Annotated in this window: 20 protein-coding genes; 14 read left to right on the top strand and 6 right to left on the bottom strand. The window is 65.7% G+C overall.

The window, feature by feature from the left end:
* Window positions 1–1,623 (bottom strand): helicase HerA-like domain-containing protein, encoded by a 1,623-nt coding sequence (locus tag ACOIX3_RS13755; protein WP_420970347.1) that lies wholly within the window; start codon window positions 1,621–1,623, stop codon window positions 1–3.
* Window positions 1,624–2,016: 393 nt separating this feature from the next.
* On the opposite strand from ACOIX3_RS13755, the gene ACOIX3_RS13750 reads away from it, so the two are divergent.
* The 9 genes from ACOIX3_RS13750 to ACOIX3_RS13710 all read left to right on the top strand — a co-directional run bounded on the left by ACOIX3_RS13750 (window position 2,017) and on the right by ACOIX3_RS13710 (window position 10,153).
* Complete coding sequence (locus ACOIX3_RS13750) at window positions 2,017–2,382, top strand: DUF2267 domain-containing protein (RefSeq protein ID WP_420970346.1); 366 nt, start codon at window positions 2,017–2,019, stop codon at window positions 2,380–2,382.
* A gap of 61 nt (window positions 2,383–2,443) precedes the next feature.
* Complete coding sequence (locus ACOIX3_RS13745) at window positions 2,444–2,851, top strand: DUF4332 domain-containing protein (protein ID WP_092125172.1); 408 nt, start codon at window positions 2,444–2,446, stop codon at window positions 2,849–2,851.
* Between the two features lie 98 nt (window positions 2,852–2,949).
* Complete coding sequence (gene folP / locus ACOIX3_RS13740; protein ID WP_420970345.1) at window positions 2,950–3,807, top strand: dihydropteroate synthase; 858 nt, start codon at window positions 2,950–2,952, stop codon at window positions 3,805–3,807.
* Window positions 3,804–4,184: a dihydroneopterin aldolase gene (gene folB / locus ACOIX3_RS13735; protein ID WP_092125171.1), complete on the top strand. Its 381-nt coding sequence runs from the start codon at window positions 3,804–3,806 to the stop codon at window positions 4,182–4,184. The genes folP and folB overlap by 4 nt, the downstream gene beginning before the upstream one ends.
* Before the next feature lie 20 nt (window positions 4,185–4,204).
* A complete protein-coding gene (gene folK, locus ACOIX3_RS13730; RefSeq protein WP_420970344.1) occupies window positions 4,205–4,696 on the top strand; it encodes a 2-amino-4-hydroxy-6-hydroxymethyldihydropteridine diphosphokinase in 492 nt (163 codons plus the stop codon).
* A gap of 107 nt (window positions 4,697–4,803) precedes the next feature.
* Window positions 4,804–6,678, top strand: coding sequence for a methylmalonyl-CoA mutase family protein (locus ACOIX3_RS13725; RefSeq protein WP_420970343.1), 1,875 nt, complete (start codon window positions 4,804–4,806; stop codon window positions 6,676–6,678).
* Window positions 6,675–7,145, top strand: a complete 471-nt coding sequence (locus tag ACOIX3_RS13720; RefSeq protein WP_212311068.1) for a GFA family protein — start codon at window positions 6,675–6,677, stop codon at window positions 7,143–7,145. The genes ACOIX3_RS13725 and ACOIX3_RS13720 overlap by 4 nt, the downstream gene beginning before the upstream one ends.
* Window positions 7,146–7,156: 11 nt before the next feature.
* On the top strand, window positions 7,157–9,313 hold the full coding sequence (gene scpA, locus ACOIX3_RS13715; protein WP_420970342.1) for a methylmalonyl-CoA mutase: 2,157 nt from the start codon (window positions 7,157–7,159) through the stop codon (window positions 9,311–9,313).
* A 36-nt stretch (window positions 9,314–9,349) separates the two neighbouring features.
* Window positions 9,350–10,153 (top strand): DUF3298 domain-containing protein, encoded by an 804-nt coding sequence (locus tag ACOIX3_RS13710; RefSeq protein WP_420970341.1) that lies wholly within the window; start codon window positions 9,350–9,352, stop codon window positions 10,151–10,153.
* A 14-nt stretch (window positions 10,154–10,167) separates the two neighbouring features.
* Here ACOIX3_RS13710 and ACOIX3_RS13705 read toward each other — a convergent pair whose 3' ends face one another.
* Window positions 10,168–10,638 carry an SRPBCC family protein gene (locus ACOIX3_RS13705; RefSeq protein WP_420970340.1) on the bottom strand — a complete coding sequence of 157 codons (471 nt, stop codon included), beginning with the start codon at window positions 10,636–10,638 and terminating at the stop codon, window positions 10,168–10,170.
* A 158-nt stretch (window positions 10,639–10,796) separates the two neighbouring features.
* Here ACOIX3_RS13705 and meaB point away from each other — a divergent pair, with 158 nt between their 5' ends.
* The 5 genes from meaB to ACOIX3_RS13680 all read left to right on the top strand — a co-directional run bounded on the left by meaB (window position 10,797) and on the right by ACOIX3_RS13680 (window position 15,924).
* Window positions 10,797–11,789: a methylmalonyl Co-A mutase-associated GTPase MeaB gene (gene meaB / locus ACOIX3_RS13700; protein WP_420970339.1), complete on the top strand. Its 993-nt coding sequence runs from the start codon at window positions 10,797–10,799 to the stop codon at window positions 11,787–11,789.
* Window positions 11,786–12,433 carry a pyroglutamyl-peptidase I gene (locus ACOIX3_RS13695; RefSeq protein ID WP_420970338.1) on the top strand — a complete coding sequence of 216 codons (648 nt, stop codon included), beginning with the start codon at window positions 11,786–11,788 and terminating at the stop codon, window positions 12,431–12,433. Before meaB ends, ACOIX3_RS13695 begins: the two co-directional genes overlap by 4 nt.
* Before the next feature lie 117 nt (window positions 12,434–12,550).
* Entirely contained in the window at window positions 12,551–13,030 is a 480-nt protein-coding gene (locus ACOIX3_RS13690; protein WP_420970337.1) for a RidA family protein, read from the top strand.
* 294 nt (window positions 13,031–13,324) lie between these two features.
* Window positions 13,325–14,191 (top strand): aldo/keto reductase, encoded by an 867-nt coding sequence (locus ACOIX3_RS13685; protein WP_420970335.1) that lies wholly within the window; start codon window positions 13,325–13,327, stop codon window positions 14,189–14,191.
* Window positions 14,192–14,553: 362 nt separating this feature from the next.
* Window positions 14,554–15,924: a TIGR03808 family TAT-translocated repetitive protein gene (locus ACOIX3_RS13680; RefSeq protein ID WP_420971728.1), complete on the top strand. Its 1,371-nt coding sequence runs from the start codon at window positions 14,554–14,556 to the stop codon at window positions 15,922–15,924.
* 95 nt (window positions 15,925–16,019) lie between these two features.
* On the opposite strand, the gene ACOIX3_RS13675 is transcribed toward ACOIX3_RS13680, so the two are convergent.
* From ACOIX3_RS13675 to ACOIX3_RS13660, 4 genes are all read right to left on the bottom strand, one after another.
* The gene (locus ACOIX3_RS13675) at window positions 16,020–16,514 is read right to left on the bottom strand and encodes a TIGR03809 family protein (protein WP_420970334.1); all 495 of its coding nucleotides are present in this window, start codon (window positions 16,512–16,514) and stop codon (window positions 16,020–16,022) included.
* 547 nt (window positions 16,515–17,061) lie between these two features.
* Window positions 17,062–18,729 (bottom strand): S8 family serine peptidase, encoded by a 1,668-nt coding sequence (locus ACOIX3_RS13670; protein WP_420970333.1) that lies wholly within the window; start codon window positions 18,727–18,729, stop codon window positions 17,062–17,064.
* Between the two features lie 37 nt (window positions 18,730–18,766).
* Entirely contained in the window at window positions 18,767–19,513 is a 747-nt protein-coding gene (locus tag ACOIX3_RS13665) for a hypothetical protein (RefSeq protein WP_420971727.1), read from the bottom strand.
* Entirely contained in the window at window positions 19,513–20,082 is a 570-nt protein-coding gene (locus ACOIX3_RS13660) for a sigma-70 family RNA polymerase sigma factor (RefSeq protein ID WP_092125157.1), read from the bottom strand. Before ACOIX3_RS13660 ends, ACOIX3_RS13665 begins: the two co-directional genes overlap by 1 nt.
* Window positions 20,083–20,130: the final 48 nt, after the last annotated feature.

The raw sequence follows: 20,130 nt of genomic DNA, 5'->3' as shown, positions 1-20,130 counted from the left end.
TTATCTGCGCAGCAATCCTCCGAGCGCGCCGCGCACCAATGCGCGGCCAATCGAGCCCCCGACCGAACCACCGACCGACTTGCCGAGATCGGCCGCTACCCCGCCGATCACCTTGTCGGTCACGGAGCGCGTGACGTTGCGCGCGATCACCTGCCCGGTCGACATGCGGCCGCGCTTGACGTTGGTGCCGAAGATCGTGGCGGCGATCGAGCCGATCTGGCCGAGGATGCCGCCGCCTTCGCCGCCACCCGCGCCCTCCGCCGGAGCCGCCGCCCCTGACAGGCGCTTCTGGATGATCTCGTAGGCGGATTCGGCGTCGATCGCGGTATCGTATTTGCCCTTCACCGGGCTCGCATCCATGATCGCCTTGCGCTCCTCGGGCGTGATCGGCCCGATCCGCGCCGACGGCGGGCGCACCATGACGCGCTCGACCATCGACGGCGTGCCGCCGCCCTCGAGGAACGAGACCAGCGCCTCGCCCTTGGCGAGCTCCATGATCACCCGCGCGGTGTCGAGCTTCGGATTGGGCCGGAAAGTCTGCGCGGCCGCCGCGACCGCCTTCTGGTCGCGCGGGGTGAAGGCGCGCAGCGCGTGCTGCACGCGGTTGCCGAGCTGCGCCAGCACCTTGTCCGGCACGTCGATCGGATTCTGCGTGACGAAATAGACACCGACGCCCTTGGAGCGGATCAGCCGCACCACCTGCTCGATCTTGTCCATCAGCGCCTTCGGCGCATCGGTGAACAGCAGATGGGCCTCGTCGAAGAAGAACACCAGCTTCGGCTTCGGCAGGTCGCCGGCCTCCGGCAATTCCTCGAACAATTCCGAGAGCATCCAGAGCAGGAACGTGGCGTAAAGCCGCGGGCTCTGCATCAGCTTGTCGGCGACGAGGATATTAACCATGCCGCGGCCGTCGCGGTCGGTCCGCATGAAATCCTTCAGCGTCAACGCGGGCTCGCCGAAGAACTTCGCGCCGCCCTGGTTCTCGAGCACCAGCAGCTGGCGCTGGATCGTTCCGACCGTCGCCTTGGACACGTTGCCGTAGCTCTGGGCGGCCTTGCGGATCGACGCCAGCGGATCTTCGCCGTCGTCGGCGCCCTTCTTGCTGCTGTCGGGCGCGATCGCATCCAGCAGGGCGCGCAAATCCTTCATGTCGATCAGCGCGAGGCCGTTCTCGTCGGCGACGCGGAAGGCAACGTTGAGCACGCCCTCCTGCACGTCGTTCAGATCGAGCATCCGCGACAGCAACAGCGGTCCCATCTCGGTGATGGTGGCGCGCACCGGATGGCCCTGCTCGCCGAACACGTCCCAGAACACGGTCGAGAATTGATCGGGCTGGAAGGTCAAGCCCATCTGCTGGGCGCGCTTCACGATGAAGTCCTTGGCCTCGCCGACCTCGGAGATACCGGAGAGATCGCCCTTGATGTCGGCGGCGAAAACCGGGACGCCGGCGCGCGCAAATCCTTCAGCCATGACTTGAAGCGAGACGGTCTTGCCGGTTCCGGTTGCACCGGTGACGAGGCCATGCCGGTTAGCCAGCGCCAGCGTCAGCCAGGCTGTCTCCTCACCCTTGCCGATAAAAATCTTCTCGTCGGTATCGGCCAACTTGTTGTCGGAGGTCGCCATCGCTTCGCCTCTTCGCGCAGATTTAGATCGTTTCGAACATCACACCCGGTTCGATACGTCGAACCCGGTTCGAAACCTCGAACCCGGTTCGATACCGAAGCAGTGCCATCATATTGCATCTTGCCGGTCGATTGAAACCGTCAGCGCAAGCTGACGTATTTTGTCGCGCCTGTAGTTCCTCATATTTTATTCCCGGCGAAGTGACGAAAGGCATTGCGCATTGCGACAAGATGGTGTGAATCCGCCGCTCACTCTTGCAGCGAGGCCACAGTCACGACGCGATCGAAAAAGAAAACCAACTGAAATGCGCGGATCGCTTGTATTTCGTGACACAGGCGCTCAAGATAAATTCCGAAGAACGACCCGGCAAAAGTCCGGTTGAGGCGGGGCAAGATGGATGAATTGGTTGGACAGCTGGCCGCGAAGGCCGGCATCGACGGCGCTGTCGCTGAAAAAACCATCGGCATCGTTCTGGGTTTCCTCCGTAACGAGGGACCTTCCGACAAAGTCCAGGCTCTGATCGACCAAATCCCCGGCGCCGAAGCGGCAATCGCCGCCTCCAACAACAGCGGTGGCCTATCGCGGTTGATGGGCGGCGGCCTGATGGCTGTCGGCACCCGGCTGACGGCGCTTGGCCTGAGCATGGGTGAAATTCAGAACGTCGCGCGTGAACTTTTCAGGTTCGGCCGCGACAAAATCGGAGCGGATCAAATGGGCGAGATCATCTCGGGGACGCCGGGCCTCAGCCAGTTTGCCTGAAGCACTTCCCAACGCCCCTGCACGCGCGCTCCCTTCTACCTGTTACCTGCATACGAGTATCATGACATACCCCCTCTCCGAGATCGAAGGCCTGTCCGCCTATTGCGCCACCAAACTGAAATCGCAGGGTATCCGCACGACCGACGCGCTGCTTGAAGCCGCCCGCACCGTCAAGGGACGCAAGGCGCTCGCCGCCAAGACCGGGATCAGCGAACAACAACTGCTCGAATGGGCCAACATCTCCGACTACATGCGGATTCCCGGCATGGGCAAGGCGAAGGTCGGACTGGTGCGCGCCGCCGGCGTCACCACCGTGCGCGAGCTCGCGCAGCGCAACCCGTCGCGGCTGGCGCAGAGCATGAAGGACGCCAATGTGCGGCGTAAGCTCGTCCGCGTGATGCCGTCAGAGAAATCGGTCGAGTTGCTGATCGAACAGGCACGCAAGCTGCCGCTCAAAATCACCTATTAGCCTCACTATTAGGCTGCCCTAACCGCACCCGCGGCCGCCAGCGCCACGCATCGCCGCGACACCTTGACTTGCCGCTGCGGTCAGCGCAAAGCCTGCGCATGATGGCAACCAGGCCCATAGCATCGGCGGTGACCGGCCCGGCCGCATCAGCGGTGCTGCCGGCGCTGCTGTCGAGGCCCTATCCGGCGGTGATGGGTATCCTGAACGTGACGCCGGACTCGTTCTCCGACGGCGGCCAGTTCATCGCGCCCGAACAGGCGCTGGCACAGGCCCGCAGGCTGATCGCCGAGGGCGCCGACATCATCGACATCGGCGCGGAATCCACCCGCCCCTACGGCTCGCAGCCGGTCACCGCCGAGGCCGAGATGGCGCGGCTGAGGCCGGTGCTGGCCGAGGTCGTCGCGCTCGGCGTGCCGGTCTCGATCGACAGCATGAAGTCGGAGGTCGTGGCTTGGGCGCTCGACCAGGGCGCTGCGATCGCCAATGACGTCTGGGGCCTGCAGCGCGACCCCGGCATGGCGCCGCTTATCGCCGCACGCGGCGTGCCCGTGATCATCATGCATAATCGCGAGCAGGCCGATCCGGCGATCGACATCATGCAGGACATCGCCGCGTTCTTTGAACGCTCGCTCGAGATCGCGACGCGCGCCGGCATTGCACCCGACCGGATCGTGCTCGATCCCGGCATCGGCTTCGGCAAGACGCCGGAGCAGAGCATGATCGCACTGGCGCGGCTTTCGGAGCTCAACGCGTTCCGCCTGCCAGTGCTGGTCGGCGCCTCGCGCAAGCGTTTCATCAGCACGGTCGTGGCCTCGGAGCCGCAACAGCGGATCGGCGGCTCGATCGCGGCGCATCTGATCGCCGCACAGAATGGCGCCCGCATCATCCGTGCGCACGACGTCGCGGAAACCGTTCAGGCGCTGCGGGTGGCCGCGGCAATCGAGGGACAGCAATGACCGACACGATCTTCATCACCGGGATCGTCATCCATGCCCGTCATGGCGTGATGGAACATGAGACCGAAGTCGGGCAGCGCTTCGTCATCGACCTCGAACTCTATACCGACCTCTCGGAATCCTCGCGCACCGACCGCCTCTCCGACACGGTGTCCTATTCCAACGTGGTGGCGACCGCGACGTCGGCATTCAAGAACACCAACTACAAGCTGCTGGAGCGCGCCGCCGGCGCGGTGGCCGATGACATCCTGACCACCTTCCCGCGCGTCAGGGCGGTCAAGGTCACCGTGCACAAGCCGCATGCGCCGATCGCCGCGATCTTCGACGATGTCGGCGTTGTGCTGACCCGCTCGCGGCATCCGCCGTCCCAGAGTTGAGCGCCCAAGGTTGAACGCTGATGGCTGACGTCCTGATCGCACTCGGCGGCAATGTCGGCGACGTCCGCACGACGTTTCGCAAGGCGATCGCCAATATCTGCGGCATGACGCAGGCCGCGCTCGTGGCGCGCTCGTCGGACTATTCGACGCCGCCCTGGGGCGAGCAGCAGCAGGACAGCTTCATCAATGCCTGCATCGAGATCGACACCAGCCTCGATCCGCACGCGCTGCTGTTCACGCTGCACAAGATCGAAACCAAATTCGGCCGCGACCGCAAGAACGAACAGCGCTGGGGCCCGCGCACCCTCGACCTCGACCTGATCGCCTATGACGACGTCACACTCGACAAGCCGGAACTGACGCTGCCGCACCCGCGTTTGTTCGAGCGCGCCTTCGTGCTGGTGCCGCTGGCCGAGATCGTTCCCGACCGCGTCATCGCCGGGCGCCGCGTCGCGGATGCGCTGGCTGGGGTCTCGACGGACGGTATTTTCCGTCTAGCGGACCTCGATTAAAAACCGCACGAGCGCAAACAACCGTTTGGCTTGGCCGCCCGCCCGTGGCAATTTCCGGCCAAATCAAGGGACCCCGTCGCGGGGCCGATGAAGGACGATTTGGGCGGATGACGACCTCGACTGACGATTTGGCTCTGGCTTCGGATTTCGCACCTGCGACCTATGACGACTGGCGCAAGCTGGTCGACGGCGTGCTGAAGGGCGCGCCGTTCGAGAAGCTGGTCGGCAAGACCTATGATGGCCTGAGGATCGATCCGATCTATCGCCGCGCGACCAATCTGAGCCCGCTTCCCGGCCGCGCCGCCGCCACTTCCTGGCAGATCCTGCAGCGGGTCGACCATCCCGACGCCGCAGCGGCCAATGCCCAGGCCTTGCAGGATCTCGAGAACGGAGCGACCGGCCTCGAATTCGAGTTCGCCGGCGGTCCCGGCGCGCGCGGCTTCGGTCTTTCCGATGCCAGCAAGAAGACACTGGCGCGGGCCTGCGGCGGCGTCCATCTCGATGCCGGCATCATGATTGCGCTCAACCCGGTGCTCGGACGCGAGAACGCCGGCGAGACGTTTGCCGACATGGTCGAGGCCCGCAAGCTCGATCCGGCCAAGCTCGACCTGCATTTCAATTACCAGGCGCTCAGCACGATGGCCGTGCGCGGTGCCGCGGCCATCGCTTGGCCCAATTACGAAAAGTCGTTCGGCCAAGTGGTCAACGGCCTGATCAGGCGCGGCTTCAAGGGGCCGTTCGTGCTGGCCGACGGCCGGCCGGTGCATGATGCCGGCGGCTCCGAGGTACAGGAACTCGCTTTCACGCTCGCGACCGGGCTCGCCTATCTGCGCATGCTGGAGGCCGCAGGGCTCGATCTCGATGCGGCGCGCGCAGCCGTGTCGTTCCGGCTCAGCGCCGATGCCGACCAGTTCCTGACCATGGCGAAATTCCGCGCGTTGCGTCGCCTTTGGGCAAGGATCGAAGAGGCCTGCGGCCTTGCGCCCAAGCCGATCTTCGTCAACGCGCAGACCGCCTGGCGGATGCTGACCCAGCGCGACCCCAACGTGAACATGCTGCGCGCGACGATCGCGACCTTTGCGGCCGGGCTCGGCGGCGCGAATGCGATCACCGTGCTGCCGCATACGCTGGCGCTCGGGCTGCCTGACGATTTCGCCCGGCGCGTGGCACGCAACACGCAGCTCGTGCTGCTCGATGAGTCCAACCTTGCCAAGGTCTCCGATCCCGCGGCAGGCGCCGGCGGCATCGAGACGCTGACCTCGCAGCTTTGCGAGGCGGCGTGGACGCTGTTCCAGGAGATCGAGATGGCCGGCGGCATCTTCACTGCGCTCGAGCAGGGACTGCTGCAAAACAAAGTCGCCGCGACGCGGGCGCAGCGCGAAGCCAATGTGGCGAAGCGCCGCGACGTGCTGACCGGCGCCAGCGAATTTCCGAACCTGCACGAGGCCAACCTCGCGGTGCTGGATGTGAAACCATCAGCGCCGGTGTCCACCGCCGGTGCCAAGGTCAGCTTCGACGCCCTCGCGCCGATGCGGCTCGCCGAACCGTTCGAGGCGCTGCGCGACAAGTCGGACATTGCGCTGAAGGCGCGCGGCGCACGGCCCAGGATCTTCCTCGCCAATCTCGGGACGCCGGCCGATTTCACGGCCCGCGCGACCTTCGCCAAGAGTTTCTTCGAGACCGGCGGGATCGAGGCCATCGACAGCGAGGGCTTTGCCGACACGGCGGCGCTTGCCGCCGCCTTCAAGGCCTCGGGCGCCGCGATGGCGTGCCTTTGTTCCTCTGACAACGTCTATGCCGTCAGCGCCATTGAGGCCGCCGAGGCCCTTCACGGCGCCGGCGCAAGACATATCTATCTGGCAGGGCGGCCCGGCGACCAGGAAGCGGCGCTGCGGGCGGCCGGCATCGGTGAGTTCGTCTTCGCCGGCGGTGATGCGCTGGCGACATTGCGCGACGCCTATCGGCGGATGGAGCAGGCATGACGGCAGAGACACCAGCGAAACCCGTTCTGACCGGCGGTTGCCAGTGCGGCGCCGTGCGATTTGCGGTGTCGGCGGCACCGAACCGCGTCAGCATCTGTCACTGCCGGATGTGCCAAAAGGCCTCCGGTGCGCCGTTCGCCTCTTTCGCCGACATCAACAAAGAGGATTTCGCCTGGACCCGGGGCAAGCCGGCGGCGTTCAAGTCCTCCTCGATCGCCGAGCGCGACTTCTGTGCAGCTTGCGGCACGCCGCTCAGCTTCCGCCGGATCGACGGTCCCCGCATCGAGATCATGACCGGCGCCTTCGACCGGCCCGACCGGGTGATCCCGACGCAGCAATTCGGAACCGAGTCCCGCCACGGCTGGGTGGTCGGCATCGCCAATCTGCCGAGCCAGACCACGATGCAGAATTACGGACCGGAGAAGATGGCGACCATCGTCAGCCATCAGCACCCGGACCATGACTAAGGAAGCCAGGAATGACCCGCATTCCCAATTTCGCCGATGTCGCTTTCCAGCCCGTTGCCACGGCGATGCCGGCCGCGAGCGCTGAACCCTGGCTGACGCCGGAAGGCATCCCGGTGAAGTCCGTCTACAGCGAGACCGATCTCGAAGGCATCGACTTCCTCGAAACCTGGCCCGGGATCGCGCCCTATCTGCGCGGCCCCTACCCGACGATGTATGTCAACCAGCCCTGGACCATCCGGCAATACGCCGGCTTCTCCACGGCGGAGGACTCCAACGCCTTCTATCGCCGCAACCTCGCGGCCGGACAGAAGGGCCTGTCGGTCGCGTTCGACCTCGCCACCCACCGCGGCTATGACTCGGATCACCCGCGCGTCTCCGGCGACGTCGGCATGGCCGGTGTCGCGATCGATTCCATCTACGACATGCGCACGCTGTTCGCCGGCATCCCGCTCGACCAGATGAGCGTGTCGATGACCATGAACGGCGCCGTGCTGCCGATCCTCGCGCTGTTCGTCGCCGCCGCCGAGGAACAGGGCGTGCCGCCGGAGAAGCTGTCGGGCACCATTCAGAACGACATTCTGAAAGAGTTCATGGTGCGCAACACCTATATCTATCCGCCGACGCCCTCGATGCGGATCATCTCGGACATCTTCGCCTACACCTCGCAGCGGATGCCGAAATACAATTCGATCTCGATCTCCGGCTATCACATGCAGGAAGCCGGCGCGACGCAGGACCTCGAGCTCGCCTATACTCTGGCCGACGGCGTCGAATATCTGCGCGCCGGGCTTGCCGCAGGCCTCGACGTCGACCGCTTTGCGCCGCGGCTGTCGTTCTTCTGGGCGATCGGCATGAACTTCTTCATGGAAGTCGCCAAGATGCGCGCCGCGCGGCTGCTATGGGCCAAGCTGCTCAAGCAGTTCAACCCGAAGGATCCGCGCTCGCTCAGCCTGCGCACGCACTGCCAGACCTCGGGCTGGTCGCTGACCGCGCAGGACGTGTTCAACAATGTGATGCGCACCACCATCGAGGCGATGGCGGCAACGCAAGGCCACACCCAGTCGCTGCACACCAACGCGCTCGACGAGGCGCTGGCGCTGCCGACCGACTTCTCGGCGCGCATCGCCCGCAACACCCAGCTGTTCCTGCAGCAGGAGAGCGGCACCAACCGCATCATCGATCCCTGGGGCGGCTCGTACTATGTCGAGCGGCTGACCCGCGATCTCGCCGCCAAGGCCTGGGGTCACATCCAGGAGGTCGAGGAACTCGGCGGCATGGCCAAGGCGATCGAGGCCGGCGTGCCGAAGCTGCGGATCGAGGAAGCCTCCGCGAAAACCCAGGCGCGGATCGATGCCGGGCGCCAGGCGGTGATCGGCGTCAACAAGTTCAAGCCGGAGAACGAGCGGCCGATCGACGTGCTGAAGGTGGAGAACTCCACCGTGCGGCGGCTGCAGATCGACAAGCTGGCGCGGCTCAAGAAGGAGCGCAACCAGAAGGACGTCGACGCGGCGCTGGCCGCGCTGACCCGCTCGGCCGGCGAAGGCAACGGCAATCTGCTGGCGCTGGCGATCGACGCCGCACGCGCCAAAGCCACCGTCGGCGAGATTTCGGACGCGATGGAAAAGGTGTTCGGCCGCCACCGCGCCGAGATCAAGTCCATCACCGGCGTCTACAAGCGAGAGGCAGCGGCCATGTCCAACAAGGTCGAAAAGGTGCAGGCGCTGATCGACGCCTTCGAGGAAGCCGAAGGCCGCCGCCCGCGCATTCTCGTCGCCAAGATCGGCCAGGATGGCCACGACCGCGGCCAGAAGGTGATCGCATCCGCTTTCGCCGATGTCGGCTTCGACGTCGATATCGGGCCGCTGTTCGCAACCGCCGACGAAGCCGCGCGGCAGGCGGTCGAGAACGACGTTCACATTCTCGGCGTCTCCTCGCTCGCCGCAGCCCATCTCACCGCGGTACCGGAATTGAAGGCGGCGCTGAAGAAGCACGGCCGCGAGGACATCATGATCATCATCGGCGGCGTGGTGCCGCCGCAGGATTACGACGCGCTGTATGCGGCCGGCGCCGAGGCGATCTTCCCACCCGGCACCGTGATCTCTGATGCCGCCGAGGAGCTGATCCACAAGCTCAACGCCCGGCTCGGCCATAGCGCGGCGGCGGAGTAACGCTGCCGCCTTCGCCTCCCTTGCTCGGAGTTTTCCATGCGCGCCGCTCGCTCGATGACGCCTGCCCGCATCTTGGGCCTTGCCGGCCTGCTGGCGTGCCTCTGCCTTCCAGCGCGCGCCGCCCATCCGAAGCCCGACGCCACGATCAAGAATGCGAGCATCGAGGCCAACGCCTATCTCGACGACAAGATCAAGGCTGACCCGGCGCTGGCGGCCGATTGCCTCGCCGAAGGCCGGAAGTGGATCGACAAGAACGCCGCCGAGGCGGCCTCCGCGCGCAAGGACGAGCCTGAGCTCTTCAAGGACCGCGGCGGCTATTCATTCGAGCGCAAATATTCGGTGCGCTCGATCGTCGACGGCCGCTATGTCAGCGTGCTGCGCGACGATTACATGGACACGCTCGGCGCGCATCCGAACACCGACGTCAACACCATCCTGTGGGATACGACGGCGAACAAGCGCATCAGCATCCGTCCCTTCTTCACCGAGACAGCCGACAACGGCCCGACCCTGACGGCGATGCGCAAGGCGATCGTCTCGGCACTGAATGCCGAGAAGAAGCGGCGCGGTGCCGGCGAGACCGCCACCGCCGAGTGGTACAAGGAACTGAAGCCGACCCTGCTCAAGATCGGCGCCGTGACGCTGGCGCCGTCGACCGAAGCCGGCAAGAGCTCCGGCCTCACCTTCCACTACCCGCCCTATGCCGTCGGCCCCTACGCCGAAGGCCAGTATGTCGTCTTCGTGCCGTGGGAGACGCTGAAGCCGTCTCTGACGGCGGAAGGCGCGAAGATCTTCGGCGGCACGCGGCCGATGAGCGACGCGGACAATCAGCCGCAATAGCTGCTTCAGCAGGCTCAGCCTGGCTGACGCGCCAGCGCTCTGACCAGGGAGCCGGTCCAGTCCGGAATCCAGGCCTGGAACTGGCTGTGCCAGCGATCGGCGTCAGCAGGCGCGGTGTCGAGCTTGACCGACCATTCGATGAAGGTGCGGTTGCCCTCGACGACCGGCAGCAAATTGATCGTGCCCTCGTAATGAGTCGGCTGCGGCGCGTCCGAACCGGCATCCGAAAGAAACGGCAATGGCTCGATGCTGGCATAGGTCAGCGAATGCTGCGTGTCCGAGTGGCCGGCAAGGCGTTGCCTGACCCAGAGCCCGAGATAGCAGAAGCGCCTGACAGCACCGATCTGGTCGCCGCGCTTGTCGTCCTCGATCACGCTTTCGCTGACGCCCTCGATATAGGCGGGGTAATTGTTGAAGTCGCGGATCAGCGACCACACGGTATCGAGCGGATGGTCGAGGACGGTGCTGTAATAGGCTCGGGTCATGCCAGGCTCCGGATGTTGGTCCGCAGTGATGCGAAACGGGCCCTGATCAACCGCATGCCAGCGGCCGCGCCCACCCGATTTCCGATCTCGCGATTGATCGGGGACGAGCGCGGACTCCGCCCTCGCCTGCAACCGGCAGCCGTTGTAAACCAAGGCCCATGACCTCGCCGAAGCCCGCCTCTCCCGACATCCACGCCCTCGCCAAGCAGCTCCGTGCCGGCCACCGCGCCGCGCTGGCGCGGGCGATCACGCTGGTCGAGAGCCGGCGCGGCGATCACCAGGCGGCGGCGCGCGAGCTGGTGCAGGCGCTGCTGCCCGACACCGGCAAGGCGGTGCGGGTCGGCATCACCGGATCGCCCGGCGTCGGCAAGTCGACCACCATCGATGCGCTCGGCATGTTCCTGATCGAGCGCGGTCACAAGGTCGCGGTGCTCGCGGTCGATCCCTCCTCGGCGCGCACCGGCGGCTCGATCCTCGGCGACAAGACCCGGATGGCGCGGCTCGCCGTCTCCGACCAGGCCTTCATCCGCCCCTCGCCGTCCTCCGGCACGCTCGGCGGCGTCGCGGCGAAGACCCGCGAGGCGATGCTGTTGTGCGAGGCCGCCGGCTTCGACGTCGTGCTGGTCGAGACCGTCGGCATCGGACAGTCCGAGACCGCGGTCTGCGACATGACCGACTTCTTCCTGGCGCTGATGCTGCCGGGCGCCGGCGACGAGCTGCAAGGCATCAAGAAGGGCCTCGTCGAGCTCGCCGACATGATCGCGATCAACAAGGCCGATGGCGATAACCTCAAGCGCGCCAACCTCGCCGCCGCCGACTATCGCAGCGCGCTGCACATCCTGGCGCCGCGCTCCGAGCACTGGCATCCGCCGGTCGAGACCTATTCCGCGCTGACCGGCACCGGGCTCGACCGGCTCTGGCAGAAGATCCTCGATCACCGCACCGCGATGAACGCCTCGGGCGAATTCGAGGCCCGCCGCCGCGAGCAGCAGGTGAAGTGGATGTGGTCGATGCTGGAAGGCCGGATGATGGCGCGGCTGCGCTCGGACGCTGCGATCCGCGCCAGGGTGAAGAAGATGGAGGGCGAGGTCGCCGGCGGCCGCATCTCGCCCGCGGTCGCCGCCGAGCAGATCGCGGAGATGCTGCATTGAGCGGCAAGCTGCGCATCCTTCTCACCGGCTTCGGGCCGTTCCCGGGTGCGCCGTTCAACCCGACCATGCCGCTGGTGAAGCGGCTGATCGCCCTGCGCCGCCCGGCTTTCGACGACGTCGCGCTGACGGGCTACATCTTCGACGTTACTTATGCTGCCGTCGATCGCGAATTGCCCGAGCTGATCGCACAACATCGCCCGCAGGCGCTCTTGATGTTCGGCCTCGCCGGCCGCACCTCGCATCTGCGGATCGAAAGCCGCGCGCGCAATGCGGTGACGACGCGCTTTCCCGATGCCGGCCGCCAGCATGCGCGCAAGGGATCGATCGAGAGCGGCGCCGATGCGCAGCTGTTCGGGCCGCACAGCGAAAAGCTGCAGCGTGCCGCGCTGGCCACCGGCATCGATGCACGGATGTCGCGCGATGCCGGCAGCTATCTCTGCAACTATCTGAGCTGGCGCGGGATCGAGGCGGTCAACGGCGATAACGGCCTGCACCTCGCACAATTCGTCCATGTTCCGCCGCTCGCCCATGACGGCACGGCCGCATCGGGCAAATCATCCATCACGCTGGAAGCGCTGGTCGATGCCGGCGAAGCCATGCTGCTGGAGCTGGTGAAGCTGACGCGGCAGGCTGCGCGCGCATGAGCGACGCGGACGAACGGTGTCCAATATGGAGAGTGCCGGTTCTCCCAATCCGGCGACGATGGTAGAGTACTGGCAGTGACGTTCTCGGCCGAACGACAGGATTGAGAGGCGTGAGCGATGCGCGTCGAGAAGAGACTGGAGCAACTTGGCCTTGTGCTTCCTCAACCCGCCAGGGTGCCTCCCGGCGTAAACGTTCCGTTCGCGTGGGTTCGCGTGCACGGCGACCGGGCCTACGTATCCGGTCATGGGCCCCTCAATCCTGATGGCACTCCAGCCGGGCCATTTGGGCAGGTCGGTGCCGAGGTATCTGCCGAGCAAGCCCACATCGCCGCGCGCCTCGCGGCCTTGGCTATGCTGAGCAGCCTTCGCCAAGCGCTCGGCGACCTGGACAGAATCTCGGCGTGGCTGACGGTTTCAGGCATGGTGAGCGTCGCGTCCGGCTTTTTTGCCACGACCAACGTCATCAATGGTTGCTCGGACGTCTTGCTGCAGGCATTTGGCCCGGATGTCGGTGCACATGCGCGGACCGCGATCGGCGTCACCCACCTTCCGCTCAATCTCCCCGTCGTCATCGCGGCAGAACTAGCCGTTCGCTGACGCCCTCGGATGCGACATGAGCTGATCGGTCAACGTCACTGGCTGACGCGACCCCAATCACGTGCATAAGTCCGCTGTCCCCGGCAAGCCTGGGGCCGCGCACGCGAGAAATTTGCAATTTCGGAGAGTGTAAATGGACCTCTTGCGGTCGTAAAGGCCGTCCAAAGCTCACCGGTCATGCTTGTCCTTCGGTTGACGATCAAGGTCGCTCGCAAGAGCTTATCCACCGAAACCGACGCGTCCGCAGGGTGAAGCGGATCTCTTCCGAGACTGCAGCATTGCGGTTTTCGACAGATGGAGTTGCGGGTGAACCAGTCTCCATACAAAGGGGCGGCGCTTGCCGGAATAGTTTGCCTCGGCGACTTGCCGGTTCATCGGCTGGGCTTCGGCGCAATGCGCCTCTGCGGAGATTCAGCCTGGGGAAGACCAAGGGATCGAGGCCACGCCAATCGGGTTCTGCATCGCGCAATCGAGCTTGGCGTGAATCTGATCGACACGGCGGATAGCTACGGCCCCGAGGCGAATGAGTCACAGATCTCGGAGGCGCTGTATCCATACCCGCCGGGTTTGGTCATTGCCACCAAGGGCGGCCTGGTGCGACCGAACCGCCGATCTTGGGTCGAAGACGGTCGCCCCGACCATTTGCGGCGCGCGGTTGAAGGCAGCTTGCAGCGGTTACGGCTCGAGCGCATCGATTTGTATCAACTCCATGCGCCTGACCCCAACGTGCCATTTGCCGAGTCGATGGGCGCACTGGCCGATTTGAAACGCGCGGGCAAAATTCGCCATATCGGCATTTCGAACGTGACGGTTGCCCAGCTCGAAGCGGCGCGTTCGATCACACCAATCGTGTCGGTTCAGAACCCGTATAATCTGCGAAACCGGACCAGCGAAGACGTCCTCGCCGCGTGCGAGCGTCTTGGAATTGCGTTTCTGCCCTGGTATCCGCTGGGCGGCAAACGCGGTCTGAAGGCACTCAAGGTCAAGCAAGTTGCTTCGCGCCGCGGTCTCACGCATGCCGCCTTGTCCCTCGCGTGGCTGCTCGCAAGATCACCGGTTATGCTGCCAATCCCCGGCACGCGATCCATCGATCACTTGGAGGACAATGTGCGTGCGGCCTCCCTCAAGCTTGCGCCGGAAGACTTCGCCGATTTGGGATGAACGCTTCGGGTCAGATCCGGCGCATGTCGCAAGAATGCGGATGTGCGACTCACAATTGACGCAACAAATTCAGTGTCGTCCCGGCGAAGGCCGGGACCCATAACCACCGATGCTGCTTATTGCGCAACGCTGGTACGCCGAGTCCCACCTACAACATCCGCCGCAGCGTATGGGTCCCGGCCTTCGCCGGGACGACGCTTGGGAATGAGCCATGGGCCCTTATTCTCCTGCTGCACCGGAGGTTAACCCTACCGCCAACAATCGCCCGGCTGCGTCGGCGTGTTCACCATGCCGCGCCGCATTTCGCGCTACCACTCGGGCGCGAACGTCACCGCTCGCGAATGTTTGCGAGGGCCATGCCCATGGACGTCAACCGCCGCCATCTGATCGGAGCAACCGTCGCCGGCGCAGCTGGCGCGCTTGCGATGTCGCCGGATGCGGCGCGCGCCGCGCAATCGGCCGGCTCGCTCGGCCGTGACGTCACGCAATATGGCGTCCGTCCCGGCAGCCCGGACGACCAGACCCGCAATCTGCAGCGCGCGATCGATGATGCTGCGCGCGCGCAAGTGCCGCTGGCGTTCCCGCCCGGGATCTATCGCACCGGCCTGTTGCGGCTTGCGCCCGGCAGCCAGCTGATCGGCGTCCGCGGCGCCAGCCGGCTCGCGTTCAACGGCGGCGCCTCGCTGCTGGAGAGCGAAGGCGCCGGCGGCATCGTGCTGATGGGCCTTAGCTTCGACGGCGGCAACGTTCCGCTGCCTGCGCGCCGCGGCCTCGTGCATTGCCTGTCCGGCCGCGACATCCGCATCACCGATTGCCAGTTCACCGGCAGCGGCGGCAGCGGCATCTGGTTCGAGCAGATGTCGGGCGACGTCAGCAACAACATCTTCACCGGCATCGCGTCGACGGCGCTGGTGTCGTTCGACGCGCTCGGCCTGATGGTCTCGCGCAACACCATCAAGGGCACCAACGACAACGGCATCGAGATCCTGCGCACCGCGATCGGCGACGACGGCTCGATCGTCGCCGACAACCGCATCGAGGACATCAAGGCCGGTCCCGGCGGCTCCGGGCAGTACGGCAACGCCATCAACGCCTTCCGCGCCGGCAATGTGATCGTGCGCGGCAACCGCATCAGCAACTGCGATTTCTCGGCGGTGCGCGGCAATTCGGCCTCCAACATCCACATCACGGACAACAGCGTCAGCAATGTCCGCGAGGTCGCGCTCTATTCGGAGTTCGCGTTCGAGGCCGCGGTCATCGCCAACAACACGGTCGACGGCGCCGCGATCGGGGTCTCCGTGTGCAATTTCAACGAGGGCGGTCGCATCGCGGTGGTCCAGGGCAACATCATCCGCAACCTGCTGCCGAAGCGCCCTGTTGGCACCGACCCGAACGACGGGGCCGGCATCGGCATCTATGTCGAGGCCGACAGCGCCGTCACCGGCAATGTGATCGAGAATGCGCCGACCTTCGGCATCGTCGCCGGCTGGGGCAAGTATCTGCGCGACGTCGCGATCTCAGGCAATGTCGTGCGCAAGGCGCTCGTCGGCATCGGCGTCTCGGTGGTGCCGGGCGCCGGCTCGGCGCTGATCAACAACAACATGATCTCGGAAACCCCGGGCGGCGCGGTGGTCGGGCTCGACCACGCTCGCCCGATCACGACCGACCTGTCATTGGGCGGCGCCCAGCAATATGCGCAGCTGGTGGTCGGCGCCAACGCGGTGCGGCGCTAGAGCATGATCCGGAAAAGTGCGAAGCGGTTTTCCCTCGCGACAAACGCGAAACGCGTTTGCGCGGAGATTATGCTCAAAAGATAAGCTAGAGCGGCCTACAGCGCGTTGCGCAGCAGCGGATAGCGCCGCTGGATGGTGTCGAGATCGAGCACCGGCGGCGGCATGACCGGAGGGGGCATCTCCAGCGGCGGGGCGTCGGCCACAACGGGCGGCTGCTCCAGGACCTCGGCCGCCGTTTCCATCGCGGCCGCGACCGCGGTCATTGCGGCCTCGGCCAATGTCGCCGTCTCCGAGCGGCGCTGCGACGCCGGCGAAAGATCGGGCGGCGGCAGTTTCGACTTGCCCCGGCCGAGCCAGGACAGATCGACCGGCGAATTGTCGAGGGAAGCTTCGCGGGTCAGCAATTCGCGCCAGATGTCGACAGCGGCCCGGGCTTCCCTGACATTCTCGAGAAAGGCTTGCTCGCTGTGATAGCGGCGCCAGCGTCCGGTTTCGAACAGCTCGTTGAGGTGTTCCAGCCTTTGCTCGGCAAGGTTGCACCAGCGTGCAACAATCTCCTGGCCTCTGGCCACGTCGGTCCGATGTGTCATTCAACTTGCCCGCAGGGAAAGAAACGGACGCAGACGCAACCGAACCGAACCGAATCAACTGGACGTGAGACTGATATTCTGTGGAAAAGGTAAATAAAGTCTAACTAAATTCTTAATCGCAGCCGGGCGATGAAGGAAGTCCGCTCGACTACGGAGTTGCTTGCCCGAACCATCGTCACGTCATCGACTTGCGTGGTGGCGATGTGCGTCGCCTCCAAACGCTGCGCAGCCGAACGATCCACAGCAAACAGCCGCGGCTGCAGCGCGCATCCCGCCGCGATCACGCAGCGCGACCGCGTCCGGCCAGAGCGTCATGCAAGGGTGCCCCCAAAATGAAAGACCCGTCCGGGGGGACAACCGGACGGGTCAAAGCCATATGGGCGCTTGGGGTGGATGGGCGCTCGCGCCTGATACAGCCGGGGAGGGATAAACCGCTCCCACACACATAAGTCGTGAGAGGGCGGCGGACGTTCAAATCGCCGGCGATTTTTTTAACCTTTTCGCCGCCCGGTTCCATCGCACCGTTGCAAGCGATCGGCACCGGAAATCACTGCGCAGCACGGTGATTTGCCGCGGAATCGTCCGATGCGATCGACGGCGCGGGTTCATTCAACGCGCGGCTCACGGAAGTGTTATTGCCGTCCGCTGCCGGCGCAGGCTGCGACGGTTTGTCCACGGCAGCCGCGGCGGGAGCATTGGTCGCCGCCATCACCGCAGCAAGCGCGTCCGCCTCGCCGGCCCCGAACAGATCGTCACGTCCGGGTGTCCCGAGATCGCGGGCCGTGCCGGTCAGGACCTTGCGCACCTCAGCGGGCTTCAATGCCGGACTGCGCTCCAGCACCAGCGCCGCGATGCCGCTGACGAACGCGGCCGAGAAGGAGGTCCCCGACATCAGCTGATATTTGCCGTCCGGCACCGGCACCAGGAGATCGGCGCCCGGCGCCGCCAACGCGATGTAGCTGCCGCGGTTCGAGGCCGCCATCAGCCGCTCGCCGGCATCGATGCCGCCGACCGCGATCACATCCGGATTGGCGGCCGGATACAGCGGCGGCGATTTCGGGCCGGCATTGCCGGCCGCGGCAACCAGCACGACGTCCCTCGCCGCGGTGGCGGCCATGGCGCGCGCGACAAGAGCGTCCTGCGGTCCGGCAAAGCTCATGTTCACGATCTGCGCGCCATGCGCCACCGCGTAATCGAGGCTCCTGAGGATCACATAGGACGTGCTCTCGGCGCCGCCGGCGGCCGCACCGAAGGCGCGGATGGCAAGGATCCGCACTTCCGGCGCACTCCCCGTCAGCCGGACGCGCGCCGCGATCACGCCGGCGACGGCGGTACCGTGGGCATGCGGGCCATCCTTGCTGCCGAGCGCATCGAAGGTATCCGCGACCGTGTTGGCCAGTTCCGGATGCGCGGCATCAATGCCGGAGTCGATGACGGCGATGGTGACGTTCATCCCGCGCGCCAGCCTGTGCGCCTCGGGCAGATGCAGCTGCGTCTGGGCGTATTGCGCCGGATCACTGCCGCCCGCTGCCGGCTTCTGGTCCTGCAGCGCGTAACGGTAGTTCGGCTGCACGGAGCGGACGCTGCTGTCGCTGGCGAGGTCGCGGGCCACCAGGTCGGCGGCACGATTGCCGGCCGTGCGGAACAGGCCGATCGTCGCACCCAGCAGCGGGACATTCTGCGCGGCGATCCGCCTCAGGCCATGGCGACGCGCCAGCGCGTCGGTCTGGGTCTCGGTCAATGCGCCGTCGATCTCCGCCACGAGCTCGTTCGGTACGGTTCGCGCGCCCGCCACGTCCTGCGCGCGGCTGCTGCCGCCACCGCCGGCCCTGCCCTTCCTCGCAGCGCCCTTGCCGCCACCGTTCACGGCGACCGGCCGGCTGGAGCATTGGCGCGTGCCGTCATCGCAATCGGCAGAGAAACGAGGGGCGTCACGCGCTCGGGGCGGCGGCATGCTCGATCGCGGCCCATCGCCGGTCCACGACGTCGCCGGGCCGTGCAGCGGCGCGCGGTCAGCCAGCCCGCCACCGGCGTTGCCACCGGTCCCGCCGATGCCGGGATTGACCCGCGGCCCGATGGAGAGCTGCGGCCCGCCGCCGATCGGTGATCGCATGAAATTCTGGGCGTAGGCCGAGCCGGCAACAGACACCAGTAACAACACGGCGGCCGCAATGGCCGCTCGGTTCGTCGATCTGGTCCGGCTGTTGGCGGTCATGGTGACCTCAACTCGGCGCAGGACCGTCAGCTGCCGTTTACGGGGTCTCGACCGCGAGGCTGACGATCTTCTCTTTCTGCAAACGGGCAATCAGCGATGCGACGCCATCCTTGTCCATCGCGCGGAACTGCAATCGGAACATTCCGCCCTTCCCGTCGACGATCGCGCCCTGGTAATTGTCGAGCAGCGACGTGATGTCGGCGATCCTGGCGTCCGGCGTGAAGCGCACCAACAGCCGCGTCGGCGCCGCCGCCACGCTGGCGCCGAGGTCGCGGGTGATCGGCGCACTGGGTGCGACGGCCGCGCTCGGTGCGCTGGGGGCACTGCGTTGTTCGGCAGCATCAAGCGAGGCGGTCTGGAACGCGGCCGGCTCGCTGCGCATCAGCACCGCACCGATCACGCCGGCCTGCAGCAACACCACGAGCGCACCGAGGCTGGACGACCAGGCCAGCGTCCGCGGCGACAATTTCGAAAAGAACTCCGAGACGGAGGCCGACATGCGCGCGCCCGCCGACGGCTTGCGCTCCGGCTCGGCATCGATCGCGGCAAACAGCTTCTGCATGGCACGCGCAGACGGCGCACCGAGGCTCTCGTTGAGGCCGATGGTCTCGGCATATTCCTCGCGGATGACGGCATACTGCCTGGCCAGCTCCGGATCGGAAGCGAGTGCGTCCTCGACGCGGCGCGCGTCACGCGCGTTCAGCGTGCCGGCCGCATGCCAGGGCAGCAGCATCTCGACATCGTCAGGATCTTGACCCTGCACTTTCTTGTTGCTCGCAGCCATCATGGCCAACCTCGCTCGACACCGGCTGCCTTCAGCAACTCGGCAAGTTTCTTGCGCGCATAGAATAGGCGCGTCTTCACGGTGTTCTCCGGAATCCCGACGATCTCTGCGACGTCTTCCACGGATTTCTCGTGATAGTAGACAAGATCGACAATTTCCCGGTGTTCCGCCGATAGTCCCGTCAGGCACTTACGCAGCGTGTCACCCGTGTCCTTCTTCTGCACCACCGTTTCCGGATCGTCGGACGTGTCCTCGATCGCGTTCGCGGCCTCATCGTCCAGTTCGGCGTCTTTCCTTCGCCGCAGCGAAGACAACGCCTTGAACCGGGTAATCGCCAGAAGCCAGGTTGAAACGGCGGATCGTCCCTCGAATTTGCCCGCCTGACGCCACACGTCCAGGAAGACCTCGCTAATGAGGTCCTCCGCCACCTGTTCGTCCCGCACGAGCCGAAGCCCGAAGCGGTACACCCTGACATGATGCCGTCCGTACAGCACCTGCATGGCGAGCCGGTCGCCTTGAGCGATCCGAGCGATCAGAACTTCATCTGAAGCCGCCTGTGTCGCGCTCAATGGCCGTCTCGCAAAGTTGGTCTGAGGGGGGTGGTGCGTGGTTCGACG

The organism is Bradyrhizobium sp. B120 (genome assembly GCF_049075665.1).
Lineage (GTDB): Bacteria > Pseudomonadota > Alphaproteobacteria > Rhizobiales > Xanthobacteraceae > Bradyrhizobium.
The sequence above is the reverse complement of the archived record's forward strand: the minus strand, read 5'-3'. Positions and strand labels throughout refer to the sequence as shown.

Excerpts from the sequence above, each read along its gene's own strand:
- ACOIX3_RS13725 (WP_420970343.1), top strand. The coding sequence starts at position 4,804 with ATGACGACCTCGACTGACGATTTGGCTCTGGCTTCGGATTTCGCACCT.
- ACOIX3_RS13665 (WP_420971727.1), bottom strand. The coding sequence starts at position 19,513 with ATGGCTGCGAGCAACAAGAAAGTGCAGGGTCAAGATCCTGACGATGTC.
- ACOIX3_RS13680 (WP_420971728.1), top strand. The coding sequence starts at position 14,554 with ATGGACGTCAACCGCCGCCATCTGATCGGAGCAACCGTCGCCGGCGCA.
- ACOIX3_RS13745 (WP_092125172.1), top strand. The coding sequence starts at position 2,444 with ATGACATACCCCCTCTCCGAGATCGAAGGCCTGTCCGCCTATTGCGCC.
- ACOIX3_RS13675 (WP_420970334.1), bottom strand. The coding sequence starts at position 16,514 with ATGACACATCGGACCGACGTGGCCAGAGGCCAGGAGATTGTTGCACGC.
- scpA (WP_420970342.1), top strand. The coding sequence starts at position 7,157 with ATGACCCGCATTCCCAATTTCGCCGATGTCGCTTTCCAGCCCGTTGCC.
- ACOIX3_RS13705 (WP_420970340.1), bottom strand. The coding sequence starts at position 10,638 with ATGACCCGAGCCTATTACAGCACCGTCCTCGACCATCCGCTCGATACC.
- ACOIX3_RS13685 (WP_420970335.1), top strand. The coding sequence starts at position 13,325 with ATGGAGTTGCGGGTGAACCAGTCTCCATACAAAGGGGCGGCGCTTGCC.
- ACOIX3_RS13755 (WP_420970347.1), bottom strand. The coding sequence starts at position 1,623 with ATGGCGACCTCCGACAACAAGTTGGCCGATACCGACGAGAAGATTTTT.
- folB (WP_092125171.1), top strand. The coding sequence starts at position 3,804 with ATGACCGACACGATCTTCATCACCGGGATCGTCATCCATGCCCGTCAT.
- ACOIX3_RS13750 (WP_420970346.1), top strand. The coding sequence starts at position 2,017 with ATGGATGAATTGGTTGGACAGCTGGCCGCGAAGGCCGGCATCGACGGC.
- ACOIX3_RS13710 (WP_420970341.1), top strand. The coding sequence starts at position 9,350 with ATGCGCGCCGCTCGCTCGATGACGCCTGCCCGCATCTTGGGCCTTGCC.
- ACOIX3_RS13690 (WP_420970337.1), top strand. The coding sequence starts at position 12,551 with ATGCGCGTCGAGAAGAGACTGGAGCAACTTGGCCTTGTGCTTCCTCAA.
- meaB (WP_420970339.1), top strand. The coding sequence starts at position 10,797 with ATGACCTCGCCGAAGCCCGCCTCTCCCGACATCCACGCCCTCGCCAAG.
- folK (WP_420970344.1), top strand. The coding sequence starts at position 4,205 with ATGGCTGACGTCCTGATCGCACTCGGCGGCAATGTCGGCGACGTCCGC.
- ACOIX3_RS13720 (WP_212311068.1), top strand. The coding sequence starts at position 6,675 with ATGACGGCAGAGACACCAGCGAAACCCGTTCTGACCGGCGGTTGCCAG.
- ACOIX3_RS13670 (WP_420970333.1), bottom strand. The coding sequence starts at position 18,729 with ATGACCGCCAACAGCCGGACCAGATCGACGAACCGAGCGGCCATTGCG.
- folP (WP_420970345.1), top strand. The coding sequence starts at position 2,950 with ATGATGGCAACCAGGCCCATAGCATCGGCGGTGACCGGCCCGGCCGCA.